We start from the raw sequence: 15591 nt of genomic DNA on the forward strand, positions 1-15591 counted from the left end.
GCGCGCCGCGTACTCCCCGGGGAGTAGCCCCGCAGGCGCCGTGAGACAACCCACGGCGGATGTGTGCCCCTTGCCGCGTGATTAGCATGAGGAGATGCCCTGGACTCCGCCCGCCGATCGAGGCGAGGGCGCGCGCCCGGTGAACGCGCACCCGGGTCCGGAGAGCTGGACGCGCGGGCCGTGGTCCGACCGGACGCCGCCGCAGGGAGTGCGCTGGTTCGCGGCAGTGCTCGCCGCGCTGCTCCAGCTGCCCGCGATCGCGATCGCCGGGAGCAACGCCGCGGCCGATCCGCTGGCGCTCGGTTTCGCGCTGCTCGCGTTCGCGGCCTCCTTCGTGCTGCTGCTCGCCCGCCGTCATCCCGGGCTCACCGTCGTGGTGATCGCCGCGCTCTGCGCCCCCGCCATCGCGATCACGACCGGGCCGCCGTTCTCCGTGGTGCCGCTGGCGTTCGCCGTGGTGAGCGCCGTCGTGCGCGGAGCACGCGTCTGGGCGTGGTGGACGCTCGCGGGCTTCGCCGTCGTGGGGCCCGCCGCGGCCTACCTGCTGCGCGGGAACCCTGCGGCCATGATCCGGCCACTCATCGTCGCGCTCATCCTGTGCCTCCTCGTCGGCGTCGGCGAGGCGCTGCGCAACCGCGGTGAGCGCTATCGGGAGGTCGCGCGCGCCGTCGCCGCGCGTCGCGAGGCCGCCGCCGAGGCCGAGCGGCTCCGCATCGCCCGGGAGCTGCACGACGTGCTGGCGCACTCGCTGTCGCAGATCAGCGTCCAGGCCGGCGTCGGGCTGCACCTGTTCGACTCGCGGCCGGAGAAGGCGCGCGAGAGCCTCGAGGCGATCAAGACGACGAGCAGCCAGGCGCTGGAGGAGGTGCGCGGGGTCCTCGGATTCCTCCGCGGGCCGGACGGCTACGCCGAACGCTCCCCCGAGCCTGACCTGGCGCGCATCCCGGTGTTGGTGGAGACGTACCAGCGCGCGGGACTGCGCATCGACTATGCGAACAGGATCGCGTCCACCCCGTCGGCCGCCGCGCAGCTCGCCCTGTACCGGATCGTGCAGGAGTCGCTCACCAACATCGGTCGGCACGCGCAGGCGACGCGGGTCGCCATCCAGCTGGACGAGGCCGACGGCTGGTACGTGCTCACCGTCCAGGACGACGGACGAGGGCTCGCCGAGTCGCAGGGCCCCGGCTCGGACGGCGGCGGCAGGGGCATGCTCGGGATGCGCGAACGCGCGGAGCTGCTCGGCGGCCGGTTCGAGACGCGCACGCCCGAGGGCGGCGGGCTGATCGTGGAGGCGCGCATCCCCGTCACCCCGGTGGCCGAGGCGGCCGCCTCGTGATCCGCGTGCTGGTGGCCGACGACCAGCTGCTGGTCCGTGCGGGCTTCCGGGCGCTGCTGGAGTCGGAGGACGACGTGGAGGTGGTCGGCGAGGCCGGCACGGGACGCGAGGCGGTCGAGCTGGTGCGGCGGACGCATCCCGACGTCGTGCTCATGGACATCCGGATGCCCGACGGCGACGGCCTGTGGGCGACCGAGGAGATCGTGGCCGACCCGGAGCTGGCCGGCACGCGGATCGTGATCGTGACGACGTTCGAGCTGGACGAGTACGTCGCCCAGGGGATCGTCGCCGGCGCGAGCGGCTTCCTGGTGAAGGACACGGAGCCGGTCGAGCTCATCCGCGCGGTGCGGGTGGTCGCGGCGGGGGATGCGCTGCTTTCCCCCGGCGTGACCCGCCGCCTCATCGAACGCGTCTCGGGCGGCCTGCGCCCCGCGCCCGACTCCGCACAGCTGGCGCAGCTGACGGAGCGCGAGCGCGAGGTCCTGGCGCTGGTGGCGCACGGACTGACGAACACCGAGATCGGCGAGCGGCTCTACCTCAGCCCGCTCACCGCGAAGACGCACGTCTCGCGCATCATGACCAAGCTCGACGCGCGCGACCGCGTCCACCTCGTCGTCCTCGCCTACGAGACCGGTCTGGTGCAGCCCGGCTGGCAGTAGCCCCGCGCAAACGAAAAGGCCCCCACCCGAAGGTGAGGGCCAGACGCTCCCCGACTTGGACTCGAACCAAGAACCTGCCGGTTAACAGCCGGCTGCTCTGCCAATTGAGCTATCGAGGAATGCTTGATCAGCGAAGCTACTCTAGCAAGCTTCCCGGCTGCTCGTGAAATCGGCCGGGCGGCCCGGGTGCGTCGCCGCTCAGTAGCCCGCCGACGGGTCCACGACGCCGACGAAACGCCCGTCGTCGAGGAACGCCCGCACGTTCTGCCGGATGCGCTCCGCCAGCAACGGCGCCGTCATCTCGGGGGTGTCCGCCTGGTGCGGAGTGATGATGACGGTCGGCTCGTCCCAGAGCGGATGTCCGTCCGGCAGCGGCTCGGGGTCGGTCACATCCAGCCCCGCACCGGCGATCGAGCCCGACCGCAGCGCGTCGAGCAGGGCGTCCGTGTCCACGAGGCCGCCGCGGGCGATGTTCACGAGATACGCCGTGTCCTTCATCGCCGCGAGCTCCGTGGCGCCGAACAGGTGCCGCGTGCCCTCGGTGAGCGCCGCGGCGACGACGACGAGGTCGGCCGAGGGCAGCACCTCCCCCAGCTGGGATGCGGTCACCGTGCGGACAGCACCCGGTACCGGAGCGGACGAGCGGCGGACGATGGTCACGCGGGCGCCGAACGGCTCCAGCAGCCGCATCAGCTCCAGCGCGATGCCGCCGGCGCCGACGATCACCACGTCGAGGCCGTAGAGCGAGCGCCCCTCCGGCTCGGTGGCCCACGACCGTGCGCGGACCCGCTTCGGGATGACACGCAGCAGGGCCAGGCTCAGCACGAGCGCGTGCTCGGCGACCGGCTGGGCGTATGCGCCCTTCGCGCTGGTCCAGACGAGCCCGGGGCGGTCCTCCGAGGCGAGGATGCCCGCGAAGGCATCCACCCCGGCGAACGGGAGCTGCACCCAGCCGATGCCGGGATGCGCCTCCAGAACCGGCGGGAACGCCGCCGCATCCTTGTTCGACAGCCAGACCACACCGCGCGTGCGGTCGGACAGCGGCTCGACCGTGCCGCCGGCCGCCTCGACGGCATCCACGAACTGCTGCTCCGGCTCCGGCAGCACGGCGATCGGGCCGGACTCGGGGCGGCGGTCCGCCGGGAGGGCGGTCACCTCGTCCGCCAGGACGGCGCGGTGCCGCGGGGCGCCAGCGGTCTCGTCGGTGCTCATGCGGTCTCTCCTCGTCCGTCCTTCTGCGCAGCCCGGCGGGCCGCCGCTCGCTGGGGCCGCCGCTCCGTGCGCTGCTGCGGCGGGTTGAGGGCCTTCGCGAGGCCGGCGACGAACGGATGCGCGGGATCGGCGAGCACCTCCTCGATGGGCCCGTAGCCGACCGGGCGGCCGGCCTGCAGCACCAGCGAGGTGTCCGTGGCGCGCCGCAGCACGGCGAGGTCGTGGCTGACCACGACCGCCGAGAAGTCCGCGTGCGTCCGCAGCTGGGAGAGCAGGTCGATCACCGCGTCCCGGACGGTCGCGTCGATCCCGGCCGTCGGCTCGTCCGCGATCAGGATGCTCGGGCCGAGCACGAGCGCCCGGGCGAGCGCCACGCGCTGCCGCTGGCCCGAGCTCAACTCGTACGGGTACTTGTTCAGCACCGAGAGCGGCAGGTGGACGGTGTCGAGCATCGTCGCGGCGCGCGCTCCCGCGGCCCGCTTCGGGTAGTGCGCGTCGCGCTCGAAGATCGGCAGCGCGACGTTGTCCTGGACGCTGAGCGACGGCTCCAGCGTCGCCGCGGCCTCCTGCGGCAGGTAGCCGACGTGGAAGGTCACCTCGGCCAGGTCGCGCTTGCGGGCCTTGCGGAGCTTGTGCCCCAGCACCGACGCCTCGCCGCCGCTGATGCGCGGCCCTGGGTCGGAGGCACGCGCCGGGAGCACATGCCCGGCGAGCACCTGCGCGAGAGTGCTCTTGCCGGAGCCGGTCTCGCCGAGCACCCCCAGCACCTGCCCCCGCTCGAGACGGAAGCTCACCCCGCGCAGGGCCACGCACGATGTGCTGGGGCCCCGCGCGGGGTATTCGACCGAAAGGTCGCTGACGACGATGGCGGGCTCGGAACTCACACCATCGACCCTAAGCGGTCGGCGCGCTCAACCTCCGCAGTTCCTCCCGCCGGTCGGCCTGTTCGGCCGGATCCGGGACCGGGAGGGATGCGAGCAGCCGCTGCGTGTACGGCTCGCGCGGGTTGCCGAGGACCTCCGCGCCCGTGCCCTCCTCGACCAGGCGGCCGCGATGCAGCACCGCGATCCGGTCGGCGAGCAGGTCGACCACCGCGAGGTCGTGGCTGATGAACAGCGACGCGAAGCCGAACTCCCCCTGCAGGTCGGAGAACAGTTCCAGCACGCGGGCCTGAACCGAGACGTCGAGCGCCGAGGTCGGCTCGTCCGCGATGAGGAGGGTCGGCTCCAGAGCGAGCGCTCGTGCGAGGCTGGCGCGCTGGCGCTGGCCGCCGGACAGCTCGTGCGGGAAGCGGTCCCCGTACGCGCGCGGCAGCTGCACCGCCTCCAGCAGCTCGTACACGCGCTTGCGCGCCTCGGCCGGCGACGACGCGCGTCCGTGCACCACCAACGGCTCGGCCACGCACTCGGCGATGGTCAGCAGCGGGTTGAAGCTGGACGCCGGATCCTGGAACACGAACCCGATGTCGCTGCGCACGCCGCGGAACTGCCGCTCGCGGACGCCGTTCATCTCGACCCCGAGCACCTCGAGCGATCCGCCGGTCACCTTGTTGAGGCCGGCGATCGCGCGCCCGATCGTGGTCTTGCCGGAGCCGGACTCGCCCACCAGGCCGAGCACCTCGCCCGGGCGGATCTCGAACGAGACGCCGTCCACGGCGACGAACCCCGGGCGGCCGAGACGGCCCGGGTACTGGATGCGCAGGTCGCGCGCTCGCACGACCGGCGCCAGCTGCGGGCGCTCGGCGCGGGCGATGGCGCGCTCCTGCGTCGCGACGGCGCCCTGTCCGATCTTCGGGACGGCGGCGAGCAGCTTCTGCGTGTACTCCGCTTTCGGCGACGCGAACAGCGTGCGCACGTCGGCCTGCTCCACGAGCTTGCCCTGGTACATCACGGCGACGCGGTCGGCCAGGTCGGCGACCACGCCCATGTTGTGCGTGATCAGCACGATGGCGGCGCCGAACTCGTCGCGGCAGCGGCGCAGCAGGTCGAGGATCTCGGCCTGCACGGTCACGTCCAGCGCCGTGGTCGGCTCGTCGGCGACGATCAGCCCGGGGTTCAGCACGAGCGCCATCGCGATGACGATGCGCTGCTTCTGCCCGCCCGAGAACTGGTGCGGGTAGTATTTGACCCGCTTCTCCGGCTCCGGGATGCCGACCCGCTCGAGGATCTCGATCGCCTTCGCCTGCGCCTCCTTCTTCGACAGCTTGCCGTGGGCGCGCAGGCCCTCGGCGATCTGCCAGCCGACCGGATAGACGGGGTTGAGGGCGGTTGACGGCTCCTGGAACACCATGGCCACGTCGGTGCCGCGCACCTCGCGCAGCGTGCGCTTGTCGATGGAGACGATGTCCGCCTGGGACGCGCCGTCCTTGCTGCGCAGGATGACCGCGCCGGACGCCGTCGCGGTCTCCGGCAGGAGTCCGAGGATGGTCTTGGCGGTGACCGTCTTGCCCGAGCCGGACTCGCCGACGATCGCGAGGACCTCGCCCGGGGCGACGTTCAGGCTCACGCCGTCGACCGCCTTGACGACGCCGGAGTCGGTGGCGAAGCTCACCGAGAGGTCGTCGATCTTCACCACGTCGCTCATGGACGCACCTCGATTCCGTGCTGGTCGAATGATTCCCCGCCCTCGAGTCCGTCGACTCCCCCGGGACCCGCGGTCAGCGGACCGCCCGGGACGACGGACGTCTCGGCGACCTGACCCGACGCGACCGCGGCGCGACGGCGACCGCGCAGGCGCGGGTCGGCCAGGTCGTTGAGGCTCTCGCCGACGAGCGTGATGCCGAGGACGGCCAGCACGATCGCGAGACCCGGGTAGATGGCGGTCCACCAGATGCCGGAGGTCACGTCGTCCACGGCCTTGTTGAGGTCGTAGCCCCACTCCGCGGCGGCCGTCGGCTCGATGCCGAAGCCGAGGAAGCCGAGGCCCGCGAGGGTCAGGATGGCCTCCGACGAGTTGAGCGTGAAGATCAGCGGCAGGGTGCGGGTCGAGTTGCGCAGGACGTGACGGAACATGATCCGCCCGTTGCTCGCCCCGACGACCTTCGCCGCCTCGACGTACGCCTCGGCCTTGATGCGGACCACCTCGGAGCGGATGACCCGGAAGTACTGCGGGATGTAGACCACCGTGATCGAGATCGCGGCGGCGAAGATGCCGCCCCACAGACTCGACTGGCCGCCGCTGATGGCGATGGCAACGACGATCGCCAGCAGCAGGGACGGGAACGCGTAGATCGCGTCGCAGACCACGACGAGCACGCGGTCCAACCAGCCGCCGAAGTAGCCGGAGACGAGACCGAGCAGTACGCCGATGAAGATCGACAGGATGACGGCGACGATGATCACGAGGATCGCGGTCTGCGCTCCCCAGATCACCCGCGAGAACACGTCGTAGCCGCCGGAGGTGGTGCCCCAGATGTGCGCGGCGCTCGGCGGCTGCTGCGCGCCGAACGATTTTCCGTCGGCCTTGCTCTGGGCGAAACCGTAGGGTGCGATCAGCGGGGCGAAGACGGCGACCAGGATGAACACGACCGTGAGCACGAGGCCCACGACGAGCATCCCGCGCTGCAGCCCGACGCTCTGACGGAGCTGATGGACGATCGGCAGGCGGTCCCAGAGGGAACGCTTGCGGGAGGTGAGTGCTGCGTTCGACATCTCAGTACCTCACTCTCGGGTCGATGAGGGCCGCGATGACGTCGACCACGAAGTTGGTCAGGGTGACGATCACCGCGAGCAGCACCACCATGCCCTGCACCGCGACGAAGTCGCGCGCCTGCAGGTAGTGCACCAGCTGGAAGCCGAGGCCCTTCCACTCGAACGTCGACTCGGTCAGCACCGCGCCGCCGAGCAGCAGCGCGATCTGCAGGCCGATGACCGTGATGATCGGGATGAGGGCCGGCCGGTAGGCGTGCTTGCGGAGCAGCCGCGACTCGGGCACGCCGCGCGAGCGCGCCGCATCCACGTAGTCCGTCGACAGCGTCCCGATGACGTTCGTGCGGACGAGACGCAGGAAGATGCCCGCCGTCAGCAGGCCGAGTGCGATGCCCGGCAGGATCGCGTGGAGCAGCACGTCGCCGATGACGTCCGGGTCCCCGGTCTGGAACGCGTCGATCAAGTAGATGCCTGTCTTGTTGTCGAGCGTCTGCATCTCCAGTTCCGAACCGGTGGACGCTCGCCCGGACACCGGGAGCCACCCCAGCCAGATCGAGAAGATCAGCTTCAGCACCAGGCCGACGAAGAACACGGGCGTGGCGTAGAAGAGGATGGCGAAGATGCGCAGGGTCGCATCCTGGGCCTTGTCGCGGTAATACGCGGCGATCAGCCCGAGCGGGATGCCGACGATGAAGGCGACGATGAGAGCGTAGAAGGCGAGCTCCAGCGTGGCGGCGCCGTAGTGGATGAGCACCTGCGTGACCGGCTGGTTGTCGGTGAAGGTCGTGCCGAAGTCGCCGCGCAGCAGTTGGCCGAGGTACTCGAAGTACTGGACGATGATCGGCCGGTCGTAGCCGGCCTCGTGCACCCGCTCCGCGAGCTGCGCGGGCGGCAGTTTGCCGCCGAGCGACGCGGTGATGGGGTCGCCGGTCGACCGCATCAGAAAGAAGACGACGGTGACCAGGATGAAGATGGTGGGGATGATCAGGAGAGCGCGGATCAGGAGGTAGCGGCCGAGGCCGCCTCCGGAGCGCCGCTTCGCCCTGGTCCGCTCGGGGCCGGGGGTCGTCCCGGCGTCGGCGGTGCTGACAGTCGCTGTCATGGAAGCCAATCGTGGTGGTCGTGGAGAGGGGGTGGCTCGCTGCGTCAGCGAGCCACCCCCCGGTTCAGCTCAGAGCGTGTCGCTCGTCGCCGAGGTTACTTCGAAAGCGCCCCGTAACGGAACTTGAAGGAGGCGTCGAGCGTCTTGTCCGCGCCCGACACGCCCTTGGCGACGACAGCGACCTGCGAGCCCTGCAGCAGCGGCAGCGTGCTGAGGTCGGCGCCCACCTTGGCCTGGATCTCCTCGATCAGCTTGGTGCGCTCGGCCTTGTCGGTCGTGCCCGCCTGCTTCGCGATGAGGTCCTGGACCTCGGCGTTGTCGTAGTGGTTCGCCAGGAAGTTGTCCTTGATGAAGAACGGCGACAGGTAGTTGTCCGCGTCGGAGTAGTCCGGGAACCAGCCGAGCTGGTAGGCCGGGTACGTGTCCTTGGTGCGGTCCTTCGAGTACTGCACCCACTCGGTCGACTGCAGGTTGACCTTGAACAGGCCGCCGTTCTCCAGCTGCTCCTTGACCAGCGCGTACTCGTCACCGGAGGACGGGCCGTAGTGGTCCGGGTTGTACTGGAGGTTCAGCGACACGGGCGTGGTCACGCCGGCCGCCTGCAGGGCCGCCTTCGCCTTGTCGAGGCTGGGGCCGCCGTTGCCGTCGCCGTAGAGGTCCTTGAGCACCTTGGTGGCGCCGGTCAGGCCGTCCGGGACGTAGGAGTACAGCGGGGTGTAGGTGCCCTTGTAGACCTGGTCGGCGATGGCCGCGCGGTCGACGAGGTCGGCCGCCGCCTGGCGCACCGCGAGGGCCTTCTTCGGGTCCGCCTCAGAGGTGGTGGCGCCGAACGGCTGGGTGTTGAAGTTGAACACGATGTAGCGGATCTCGCCACCCGGGCCCTTGACGACCTTGACCTTGTTGTTGCCCTCGAGGCTCGCGATGTCGGTGGCCGAGAGGCTGCGGAAGGCCACGTCGATCGCGTTCTTCTGGATGTCGAGCTTCAGGTTCGAGGACTCGGCGTAGTACTTGACGTTGACCTTCTGCGTCGCCGGCTTGCCGAGGATGCCCTTGTAGCCGTCGAACGCCTTGTACGCGATGAGGTTGTTGAAGTCGTAGCTCGTGATGTCGTACTGACCGGCGAAGGGGTGGCCCTTCACGATCGTGTTGTCCGGCGTGACCTTGTCGGCCGAGAAGACCTGCTCGTCGACGATCGGACCGGCCGGGCTCGAGAGCACCTGGGCGAAGGTCTGGTCGTTCGGGACCTTGAGCTTGAAGACGACCGTCGTCTTGTCCGGCGTCGAGACGCTGTCGAGGTTGGCGAGCAGCGACGCGGGGCCGTTGGGGTCGTTGATCTTGATCTGGCGGTCGAAGGTGAACTTCACATCCGACGAGGTCAGGTCGTGGCCGTTCGCGAACTTCAGGCCCGGCTTGAGCTTGACCGTGAACTCGGTCGGCGACGTGAAGTCGGCGCTCTCGGCGATGTCCGGCTTGACGTCCGGGCTGCCGTAGGGGCTGTTGAGCAGGAACGGGTAGACCTGGTTCATCACGGCGAAGGAGCCGTTGTCGTACGAGCCCGCCGGGTCGATCGACGTGATCTTGTCGGTCGTGCCGACGGTGATCGCACCGCCACCGCCGCCGGATCCGTTGTTGCTGCCCGAGCAGCCGGCGAGCACCAGTGCCGCGGCCGCGAACGCGGCGGATACGGCGAGCAGGCGCCGTCCACCGTTGTGTGCGGATGTCATATCCGAGTACCTCTTCCTGGTGTGGGATGCGCGGCGGCGTCGTTGCAGGCGTGCGTGATCGCCGTTCGCGTGAGAACTTTCCTAGCACGGAATCCTCGTGGAACATGCATTCGAATGCGGATCCGGGCGCGATCTTCACACAAGCGCAACAAAAGAGCGCGGGAACCTACTCGCCGCGGAGACGCCGCCGTTCGGACTCGATCGCGACCATGGCGATCGAGATCTGCCGTCGCAGCTCCGGGTCCTCGGTGCGGCCGAGGCGCGAGGTCAGCTCGGCCTTCTCGCGGAGCAGATCGCGGTCGATGAGTCCGTCGACGATCGAGCGGGCGTAGCGTCCGGTGTCGCCGTCCTGCGGGAGGGCCGCGACGGCGAGGGCGTTGACCGTCGGGGCGTAGGCCTGGGGCACTTCGGCGAGCACGCGATCCACCCAGCCCGGCTGCGTCAGCGTGGGGAGCTGGCTCGCGATGGCGTCGCGGACCACGGCGTGGGTCGGGTTCACGAACGGGACCTGGACGGCGCGGGCCGCGCGCTCGGGGCCCACCTCGCCCGGGAGCTGCAGGAGCACCATGAGGCTCTCGCGCTCGGTGCGCTGGGTGGGATCGGCGAGGTCGGCCTGCGGCAGCGGGCGCGCCTGCTCGCGGGCCGTGTCTGCAGTCGACGGCGTGCGCTCACGGGAGTCGCCGCCGCGCTGGCCGCCGCCGCGCTGGGCCGCGCGGACGGCTCGCGTCGCATCCTGCAGCTCCGCACCGGAGAGGCGGGCCAGCTCGCGGGTGTAGCCGCTCTGCGAGGCGGGATCGCGGATGGTCGCGACGATCGGAGCGCCGGCGCGCAGGGCGGCCATGCGCCCCTCCACCGAGTCGAGGTCGAAGCGCTCGACCACCTGGCGGATCATGAACTCGTACATCGGCTTGCGGGAGTCGATCATCCGCCGGACGGCGTCGTCGCCCTTCGCGAGCCGGAGGTCGCACGGGTCGAGGCCGTCCGGGCCGACGGCGACATAGGTCTGGGCGGAGAAGCGCTGCTCCTCGCCGAAGGCGCGGGTCGCGGCCTTCTGGCCCGCCGCATCCGGGTCGAAGGTGAAGATGACGGAGCCCTGGCTGCTGTCGTCGCCCATCACCCGGCGGATCACCTTGATGTGGTCGACGCCGAACGAGGTGCCGCAGGTCGCGACGGCGGTCGTGATACCCGCGAGGTGGCAGGCCATGACATCGGTGTACCCCTCGACGACGACCACCTGATCCTGGCGGGAGATGTCGCGCTTGGCGAGGTCGAGGCCGTAGAGCACCTGTGCCTTCTTGTAGACGGCGGTCTCGGGGGTGTTGAGGTACTTCGGACCCTTGTCGTCGTCGAGCAGGCGGCGGGCGCCGAAACCGATGGTCTGGCCCGTCACATCCCGGATCGGCCAGATCAGCCGGCCGCGGAAGCGGTCGTACACGCCGCGGTCGCCCTGGGAGACCAGGCCGGCGGCGAGCAGTTCGTCCTGCGTGAAGCCCTTGCCGCGCAGGTGCTTGGTGAGCTCGTCCCAGCTCTTCGGGGCGAAGCCGACGCCGAAGTGGGCCGCGGCGTTCGCGTCGAAGCCGCGCTCCCCGAGGAATCGGCGGCCGGGATCCGCGTCCGGGGCGGACAGCCGGTCGCGGAAGAACTCCTCGGCGGCCGAATTGGCCGCCAGCAGGCGGGCGCGGTTGCCCGAGCCCTCCGATGGTCCGCCGCCGCCCTCCTCGTAGTGGAGCTGGTAGCCGATCCGCCCGGCGAGGCGCTCGACGGCGTCGGTGAAGGACACGTGGTCCATCTTGAGGAGGAACTCGTAGACGTCGCCGCCCTCGCCGCAGCCGAAGCAGTGGTACCGGCCGACGCCCGGGCGTACGTAGAAGCTGGGGCTCTTCTCGTCGTGGAACGGGCAGAGACCCTTGAGCGCGCCGACACCGCCGGTCTTGAGGCTGACGTAGTCGCCGACGATGTCGGCGATGTTGGTGCGGGCCTTGACCTCTTCGATGTCGCTCTGTCGAATCCGGCCGGCCATGCTCTCGATTCTAGTAAGCCGGACCGACGCTCACGGCGGCCTGTGGATTACTCGTTCGGTGGGCGGCGACGTCGTGTGTTCTGGGCGATCTCGATGATGGCGCAGAACACCTCGATGCCGACGCGCAGCAGGAGCACCGCCAGCATCGCTCCCACCAGGGTGATCAGCACGCCGAACAGGAACACGAACGCCCCGATCGGAGCGTGCGTCGCGATCGCGGAGGTCAGCGAGTTGGCGAAGCCGACGACGATCCCGAGCCCGATGAGGACGAGGCCCACCACGTACACCGGTCCGGCCAGCTTGCGCGTGACGTAGTTGGTGAACGTGAAGTCGAAGAGCGACGAGAAGAACCGGGAGTCGTCGAGCCGATCGGCGAGGTCGTTCACGGTGCGGCCGTGGGCGCCGGGATGGGCCGTGCTGGGCTGGGCGGTGTCGCCGGTGGAGTGGGGCGCGGCCTCCGGTACCGGCTCCAGCCGCTCAGTGCTCGCGGTGGCCGTTGTGGCCGCCGGGACTGTCGATTCGCGGCCAGCCCCCGGCGCCGGCGATGCGTCGGGTGCCGTGTCGAATCCGGACACGTCGGGACCCGTCGCCGCGATCGGCTCGACCGGTTCGGACGTCTCGAGCCGTTCGGTCGACTCCGTGCGTGCCGTGACCGGCTCGGGCGGCGCGATGGTCTCGTCCGACGCCACCGCGGACGCCGTGGCGGCGCCCTCGGCGTCGCCGGCCGCAGGCGCGCCCGCGTAGACCTCTTCCGCGGTGGGGAGGCGCTTCGTCGCCGCGATCTCCGTCTCCGCCGGCGGCTCGGCCGGCGACGTCGACGTATCGGCGGGCATCGCAGCCGCCCGGGAGCGCCCGGCCAGCGGCTCGCGCGCGCCGAGGGTCGCATCCATGATGTCGGGCGCTTCACCCTCGGGGGCGATAGGCGCCGGCTTCACCGTGGTGCGACGCGTGCGCGGCGCAGCCGGCTTCTTGGCGGCCCCGCCGGCGGTGGTGCCGGCGCTCTTCGAGCCCGTGGTCTTGCGTGCGGTGGCCGGCTTGGCGGTCGCCGCCTGGGGAGCGGTCGTCTCGGATGCCGCGGCACCGTCGGCAGCCACCGTCTCCTCACCCGCTGCCGTCGACGCCGGCTTCCGCGTCGTCGAGCGGGAGGCGGTCGTGCGCCCGGCACCCGTTCCGGTCGACGCGCGCGATGTGCGGCGGGGCTTCTCCGGCGGGGCCGGGGTCGCCTCCGGCGACTCGCCACCGGCGGGGCGGTCGTCGTCCGACGGCGGTAGTGGGGTGCTCATGCGTCTCCTCCTGAGGGCCTGCCCCCCAGCATTCTGCACGGAGCGGCCGTATTCAAGCCCGGTCGTCCGAGCGTCAGTGCTGAACCAGTCGTTCGTACCAGCTGAGTGCGGACTGGTCCGTGAGGCTGGCGACCTGGTCGACGACCACTCGCCGGCGCTGCGCGTCGGTCTCGGCGTCGCGCCAGTCCTCGGCGAACCCCGGGTCGAGCTCCGCCGGGCCCCGCTGGTACAGCAGGTCGGCCAGCGTCGTCAGAATCTGCCGCTGCTGCGCGTAGATCGGCTGCCGCGTGTTCCGTGACATGACGAACGTCGCGACGATGCCCTTGAGCACTGCGATCTCGGCGCGGATCCCGAGCGGCACGACGACGTCGGCGCCGAAGCGGATGAGGTCGGACCGACCCGCCGACTCCTTCGTCGCGTGGACAGCGGCGTGGGCGAACCGGCCGATCAGCTGGCTAGTCAGGTTCTTCAGGCGCGCCTGCGAGCGGCGCGAACCGTCCCAGCCGTCCAGCCAGATGTCCATCGAGTCGAGCCGGTCGAACGCCTCGATCAGCTCCTGGTGGCTGACCTCACCGCCGACCCACTCGTGCATCGACTGCACGAGGTCTTCGTGGTCGACGCGGCTGCCGAGCGCGGCGACGTCGATGTAGCCGTTGACCACGGCGTCCTCGAAGTCGTGCACCGAGTAGGCGATATCGTCGGAGAGGTCCATGACCTGGGCCTCGATGCACCGCTGGCGCTCGGGCGCGCCGGCGCGCATCCACTCGAAGACGGCGTGGTCGTCGTCGTAGAAGCCGAACTTGGCGCGGCCGCTCGGGTCGGGCACCGACGACGACGCGGGCCACGGGTACTTGCAGCTCGCGTCGAGGCTGGCGCGGGTCAGGTTGAGGCCGTACGGACGTCCGTCGCGTCCGAACACCTTCGGCTCCAAGCGGGTGAGCAGCCGGAGCGTCTGCGCGTTGCCCTCGAAGCCGCCGATGTCCTCTGCCCACGAATTGAGCGCGCGCTCGCCGTTGTGCCCGAACGGCGGGTGGCCGATGTCGTGGGCGAGGCAGGCGGTGTCGACGATGTCGGGGTCGAGCCCGAGGCTGTTGGCGAGCTCGCGGCCGACCTGCGCGACCTCGAGGGAGTGCGTCAGCCGGTTGCGGGCGAAGTCGAGGCCCGCGGTGGGGCTGAGCACCTGCGTCTTTGCCGCCAGCCGGCGCAGGGCGCTGGAGTGCAGCAGGCGTGCGCGGTCGCGCGCGAAGTCGCTGCGGCGGTTGGAGTGGTGCTCGGGCAGCCAGCGCTCGCTGTCGTACTCGGTGTAGCCGTCGGCGGCCGCCGCACGGGCGTCCCGCTCTGCACCGCCCCCGCGCTCGGCGTCGTTGCGGGTGGTCGCCGCCACGTCATCCACCACTGTTGTGCACCTCCGCGTCGGCGACCTCGGCGCGCTGGGCGCCGTCGAGGTCTCGGCTCTGCAGCCAGCCGTCCGGCAGCGCGGGCCGTTTCGGCGAGCCCGCTCGCCCGCGCTGGCCCTCGGCCGCCTCGCCCGGGTACTCCTGGTCCCAGTCGAGCGTCGCGAGCAGGTCGTCGAGGTGCTGCAGGGTGTCGACCGTGGCGAGGCTCGCCCGGAGGTCGCCGCCCACGGGGTAGCCCTTGAAGTACCAGGCGACGTGCTTGCGGATGTCGCGGCAGCCGCGCTCCTCGCTCTCGAAGAACTCGACCAGCAGCTCGGCGTGCCGGCGGAACGTCTGCGCCACCTGGCCCAGCGTCGGGTGCGCCTGCGCCGCCTCGGCCTCGACCGCGCTGATCTCGCCGGCCTTCGCACGGAAGGCTGCGGCGAGGTCGCCGAAGAGCCACGGGCGTCCGAGGCAGCCGCGGCCGACGACGACACCGTCGCATCCTGTCTCTTCCACCATCCGGATCGCGTCGGCCGCCGACCAGATGTCGCCGTTGCCGAGCACCGGCGTCGAGGTGATCGTCTCTTTCAGCTTCGCGATGGCCGACCAGTCGGCGTGCCCCGAGTAGAACTCGGCGGCGGTGCGCGCGTGCAGGGCCATGGACGCGACGCCCGCGCCCTCGGCGATGCGGCCCGCCTCGAGGTAGGTGAGGTGGTCGCTGTCGATGCCCTTGCGCATCTTGATGGTCAGCGGGATGTCGCCCGCCGCCTTCACGGCGCCCTCGACGATCTCGCGGAACAGGCCGAGCTTCCAGGGAAGCGCCGCTCCCCCGCCCTTGCGCGTGACCTTGGGCACCGGGCAGCCGAAGTTGAGGTCGATGTGGTCGGCGCGGTCCTCCGCGACGAGCATCGTGACGGCCTCGCGCACGGTGACCGGATCGACGCCGTAGAGCTGGATGGAGCGCGGCGTCTCGGACTCGTGGTGGGTGATTAGGCGCAGGGATTCGGGCGTGCGTTCGACAAGGGCGCGCGAGGTGATCATCTCGCTCACGTACAGGCCTGCGCCGAACTCGCGGCACAGCCTCCGGAAGGCGGTGTTCGTGATCCCGGCCATCGGCGCCAGGACGACGGGCACGTCGAGCCCCAGCGGACCGATGGTCAGCTGAGGGGCGTGGCTTAGGGTGGCAGTGGTAGACATCTCATTCGATTCTCCCAGAAAGCGTGCTGAGC

At 70.8% G+C, this 15591-nt stretch carries 12 protein-coding genes and 1 tRNA gene; 2 read left to right on the forward strand and 11 right to left on the reverse strand.

Going from position 1 to position 15591, the window contains the following annotated elements; all coding sequences use genetic code 11:
• Positions 1 to 94 precede the first annotated feature (94 nt).
• Together A0130_02780 and A0130_02785 are read left to right on the forward strand one after the other, a co-directional pair.
• Entirely contained in the window at positions 95 to 1336 is a 1242-nt protein-coding gene (locus A0130_02780) for a hypothetical protein (GenBank protein ID ANF30748.1), read from the forward strand.
• The gene (locus tag A0130_02785) at positions 1333 to 1995 is read left to right on the forward strand and encodes a DNA-binding response regulator (GenBank protein ID ANF30749.1); all 663 of its coding nucleotides are present in this window, start codon (positions 1333 to 1335) and stop codon (positions 1993 to 1995) included. The genes A0130_02780 and A0130_02785 overlap by 4 nt, the downstream gene beginning before the upstream one ends.
• Before the next feature lie 46 nt (positions 1996 to 2041).
• Here A0130_02785 and A0130_02790 read toward each other — a convergent pair.
• The 11 genes from A0130_02790 to A0130_02840 form a co-directional block, all read right to left on the reverse strand.
• Positions 2042 to 2114: transfer RNA gene (locus A0130_02790), tRNA-Asn, on the reverse strand.
• A gap of 79 nt (positions 2115 to 2193) precedes the next feature.
• On the reverse strand, positions 2194 to 3207 hold the full coding sequence (locus A0130_02795) for a hydroxyacid dehydrogenase (protein ANF30750.1): 1014 nt from the start codon (positions 3205 to 3207) through the stop codon (positions 2194 to 2196).
• Entirely contained in the window at positions 3204 to 4091 is an 888-nt protein-coding gene (locus A0130_02800) for an oligopeptide transporter (GenBank protein ANF30751.1), read from the reverse strand. Before A0130_02800 ends, A0130_02795 begins: the two co-directional genes overlap by 4 nt.
• A 10-nt stretch (positions 4092 to 4101) precedes the next feature.
• Entirely contained in the window at positions 4102 to 5790 is a 1689-nt protein-coding gene (locus A0130_02805; protein ID ANF30752.1) for a glutathione ABC transporter ATP-binding protein, read from the reverse strand.
• Complete coding sequence (locus A0130_02810; protein ANF30753.1) at positions 5787 to 6857, reverse strand: peptide ABC transporter permease; 1071 nt, start codon at positions 6855 to 6857, stop codon at positions 5787 to 5789. Before A0130_02810 ends, A0130_02805 begins: the two co-directional genes overlap by 4 nt.
• Before the next feature lies 1 nt (position 6858).
• Positions 6859 to 7956 (reverse strand): peptide ABC transporter permease, encoded by a 1098-nt coding sequence (locus A0130_02815; protein ANF30754.1) that lies wholly within the window; start codon positions 7954 to 7956, stop codon positions 6859 to 6861.
• Between the two features lie 95 nt (positions 7957 to 8051).
• A complete protein-coding gene (locus tag A0130_02820) occupies positions 8052 to 9680 on the reverse strand; it encodes a peptide ABC transporter substrate-binding protein (GenBank protein ID ANF30755.1) in 1629 nt (542 codons plus the stop codon).
• Between the two features lie 166 nt (positions 9681 to 9846).
• On the reverse strand, positions 9847 to 11700 hold the full coding sequence (locus A0130_02825) for a DNA primase (GenBank protein ID ANF30756.1): 1854 nt from the start codon (positions 11698 to 11700) through the stop codon (positions 9847 to 9849).
• A gap of 47 nt (positions 11701 to 11747) precedes the next feature.
• Complete coding sequence (locus A0130_02830) at positions 11748 to 12983, reverse strand: hypothetical protein (GenBank protein ANF30757.1); 1236 nt, start codon at positions 12981 to 12983, stop codon at positions 11748 to 11750.
• Between the two features lie 73 nt (positions 12984 to 13056).
• Positions 13057 to 14379, reverse strand: coding sequence for a deoxyguanosinetriphosphate triphosphohydrolase (locus A0130_02835; GenBank protein ANF30758.1), 1323 nt, complete (start codon positions 14377 to 14379; stop codon positions 13057 to 13059).
• On the reverse strand, positions 14369 to 15559 hold the full coding sequence (locus A0130_02840; protein ID ANF30759.1) for a tRNA-dihydrouridine synthase: 1191 nt from the start codon (positions 15557 to 15559) through the stop codon (positions 14369 to 14371). Before A0130_02840 ends, A0130_02835 begins: the two co-directional genes overlap by 11 nt.
• Positions 15560 to 15591 lie beyond the last annotated feature (32 nt).

The organism is Leifsonia xyli (assembly GCA_001647635.1).
Lineage (GTDB): Bacteria > Actinomycetota > Actinomycetes > Actinomycetales > Microbacteriaceae > Leifsonia > Leifsonia xyli_A.

Coding starts and splice junctions, on each gene's coding strand:
- A0130_02780 (ANF30748.1), top strand. CDS start 95: ATGCCCTGGACTCCGCCCGCCGATCGAGGCGAGGGCGCGCGCCCGGTG.
- A0130_02795 (ANF30750.1), bottom strand. CDS start 3,207: ATGAGCACCGACGAGACCGCTGGCGCCCCGCGGCACCGCGCCGTCCTG.
- A0130_02805 (ANF30752.1), bottom strand. CDS start 5,790: ATGAGCGACGTGGTGAAGATCGACGACCTCTCGGTGAGCTTCGCCACC.
- A0130_02810 (ANF30753.1), bottom strand. CDS start 6,857: ATGTCGAACGCAGCACTCACCTCCCGCAAGCGTTCCCTCTGGGACCGC.
- A0130_02815 (ANF30754.1), bottom strand. CDS start 7,956: ATGACAGCGACTGTCAGCACCGCCGACGCCGGGACGACCCCCGGCCCC.
- A0130_02820 (ANF30755.1), bottom strand. CDS start 9,680: ATGACATCCGCACACAACGGTGGACGGCGCCTGCTCGCCGTATCCGCC.
- A0130_02825 (ANF30756.1), bottom strand. CDS start 11,700: ATGGCCGGCCGGATTCGACAGAGCGACATCGAAGAGGTCAAGGCCCGC.
- A0130_02830 (ANF30757.1), bottom strand. CDS start 12,983: ATGAGCACCCCACTACCGCCGTCGGACGACGACCGCCCCGCCGGTGGC.
- A0130_02840 (ANF30759.1), bottom strand. CDS start 15,559: ATGTCTACCACTGCCACCCTAAGCCACGCCCCTCAGCTGACCATCGGT.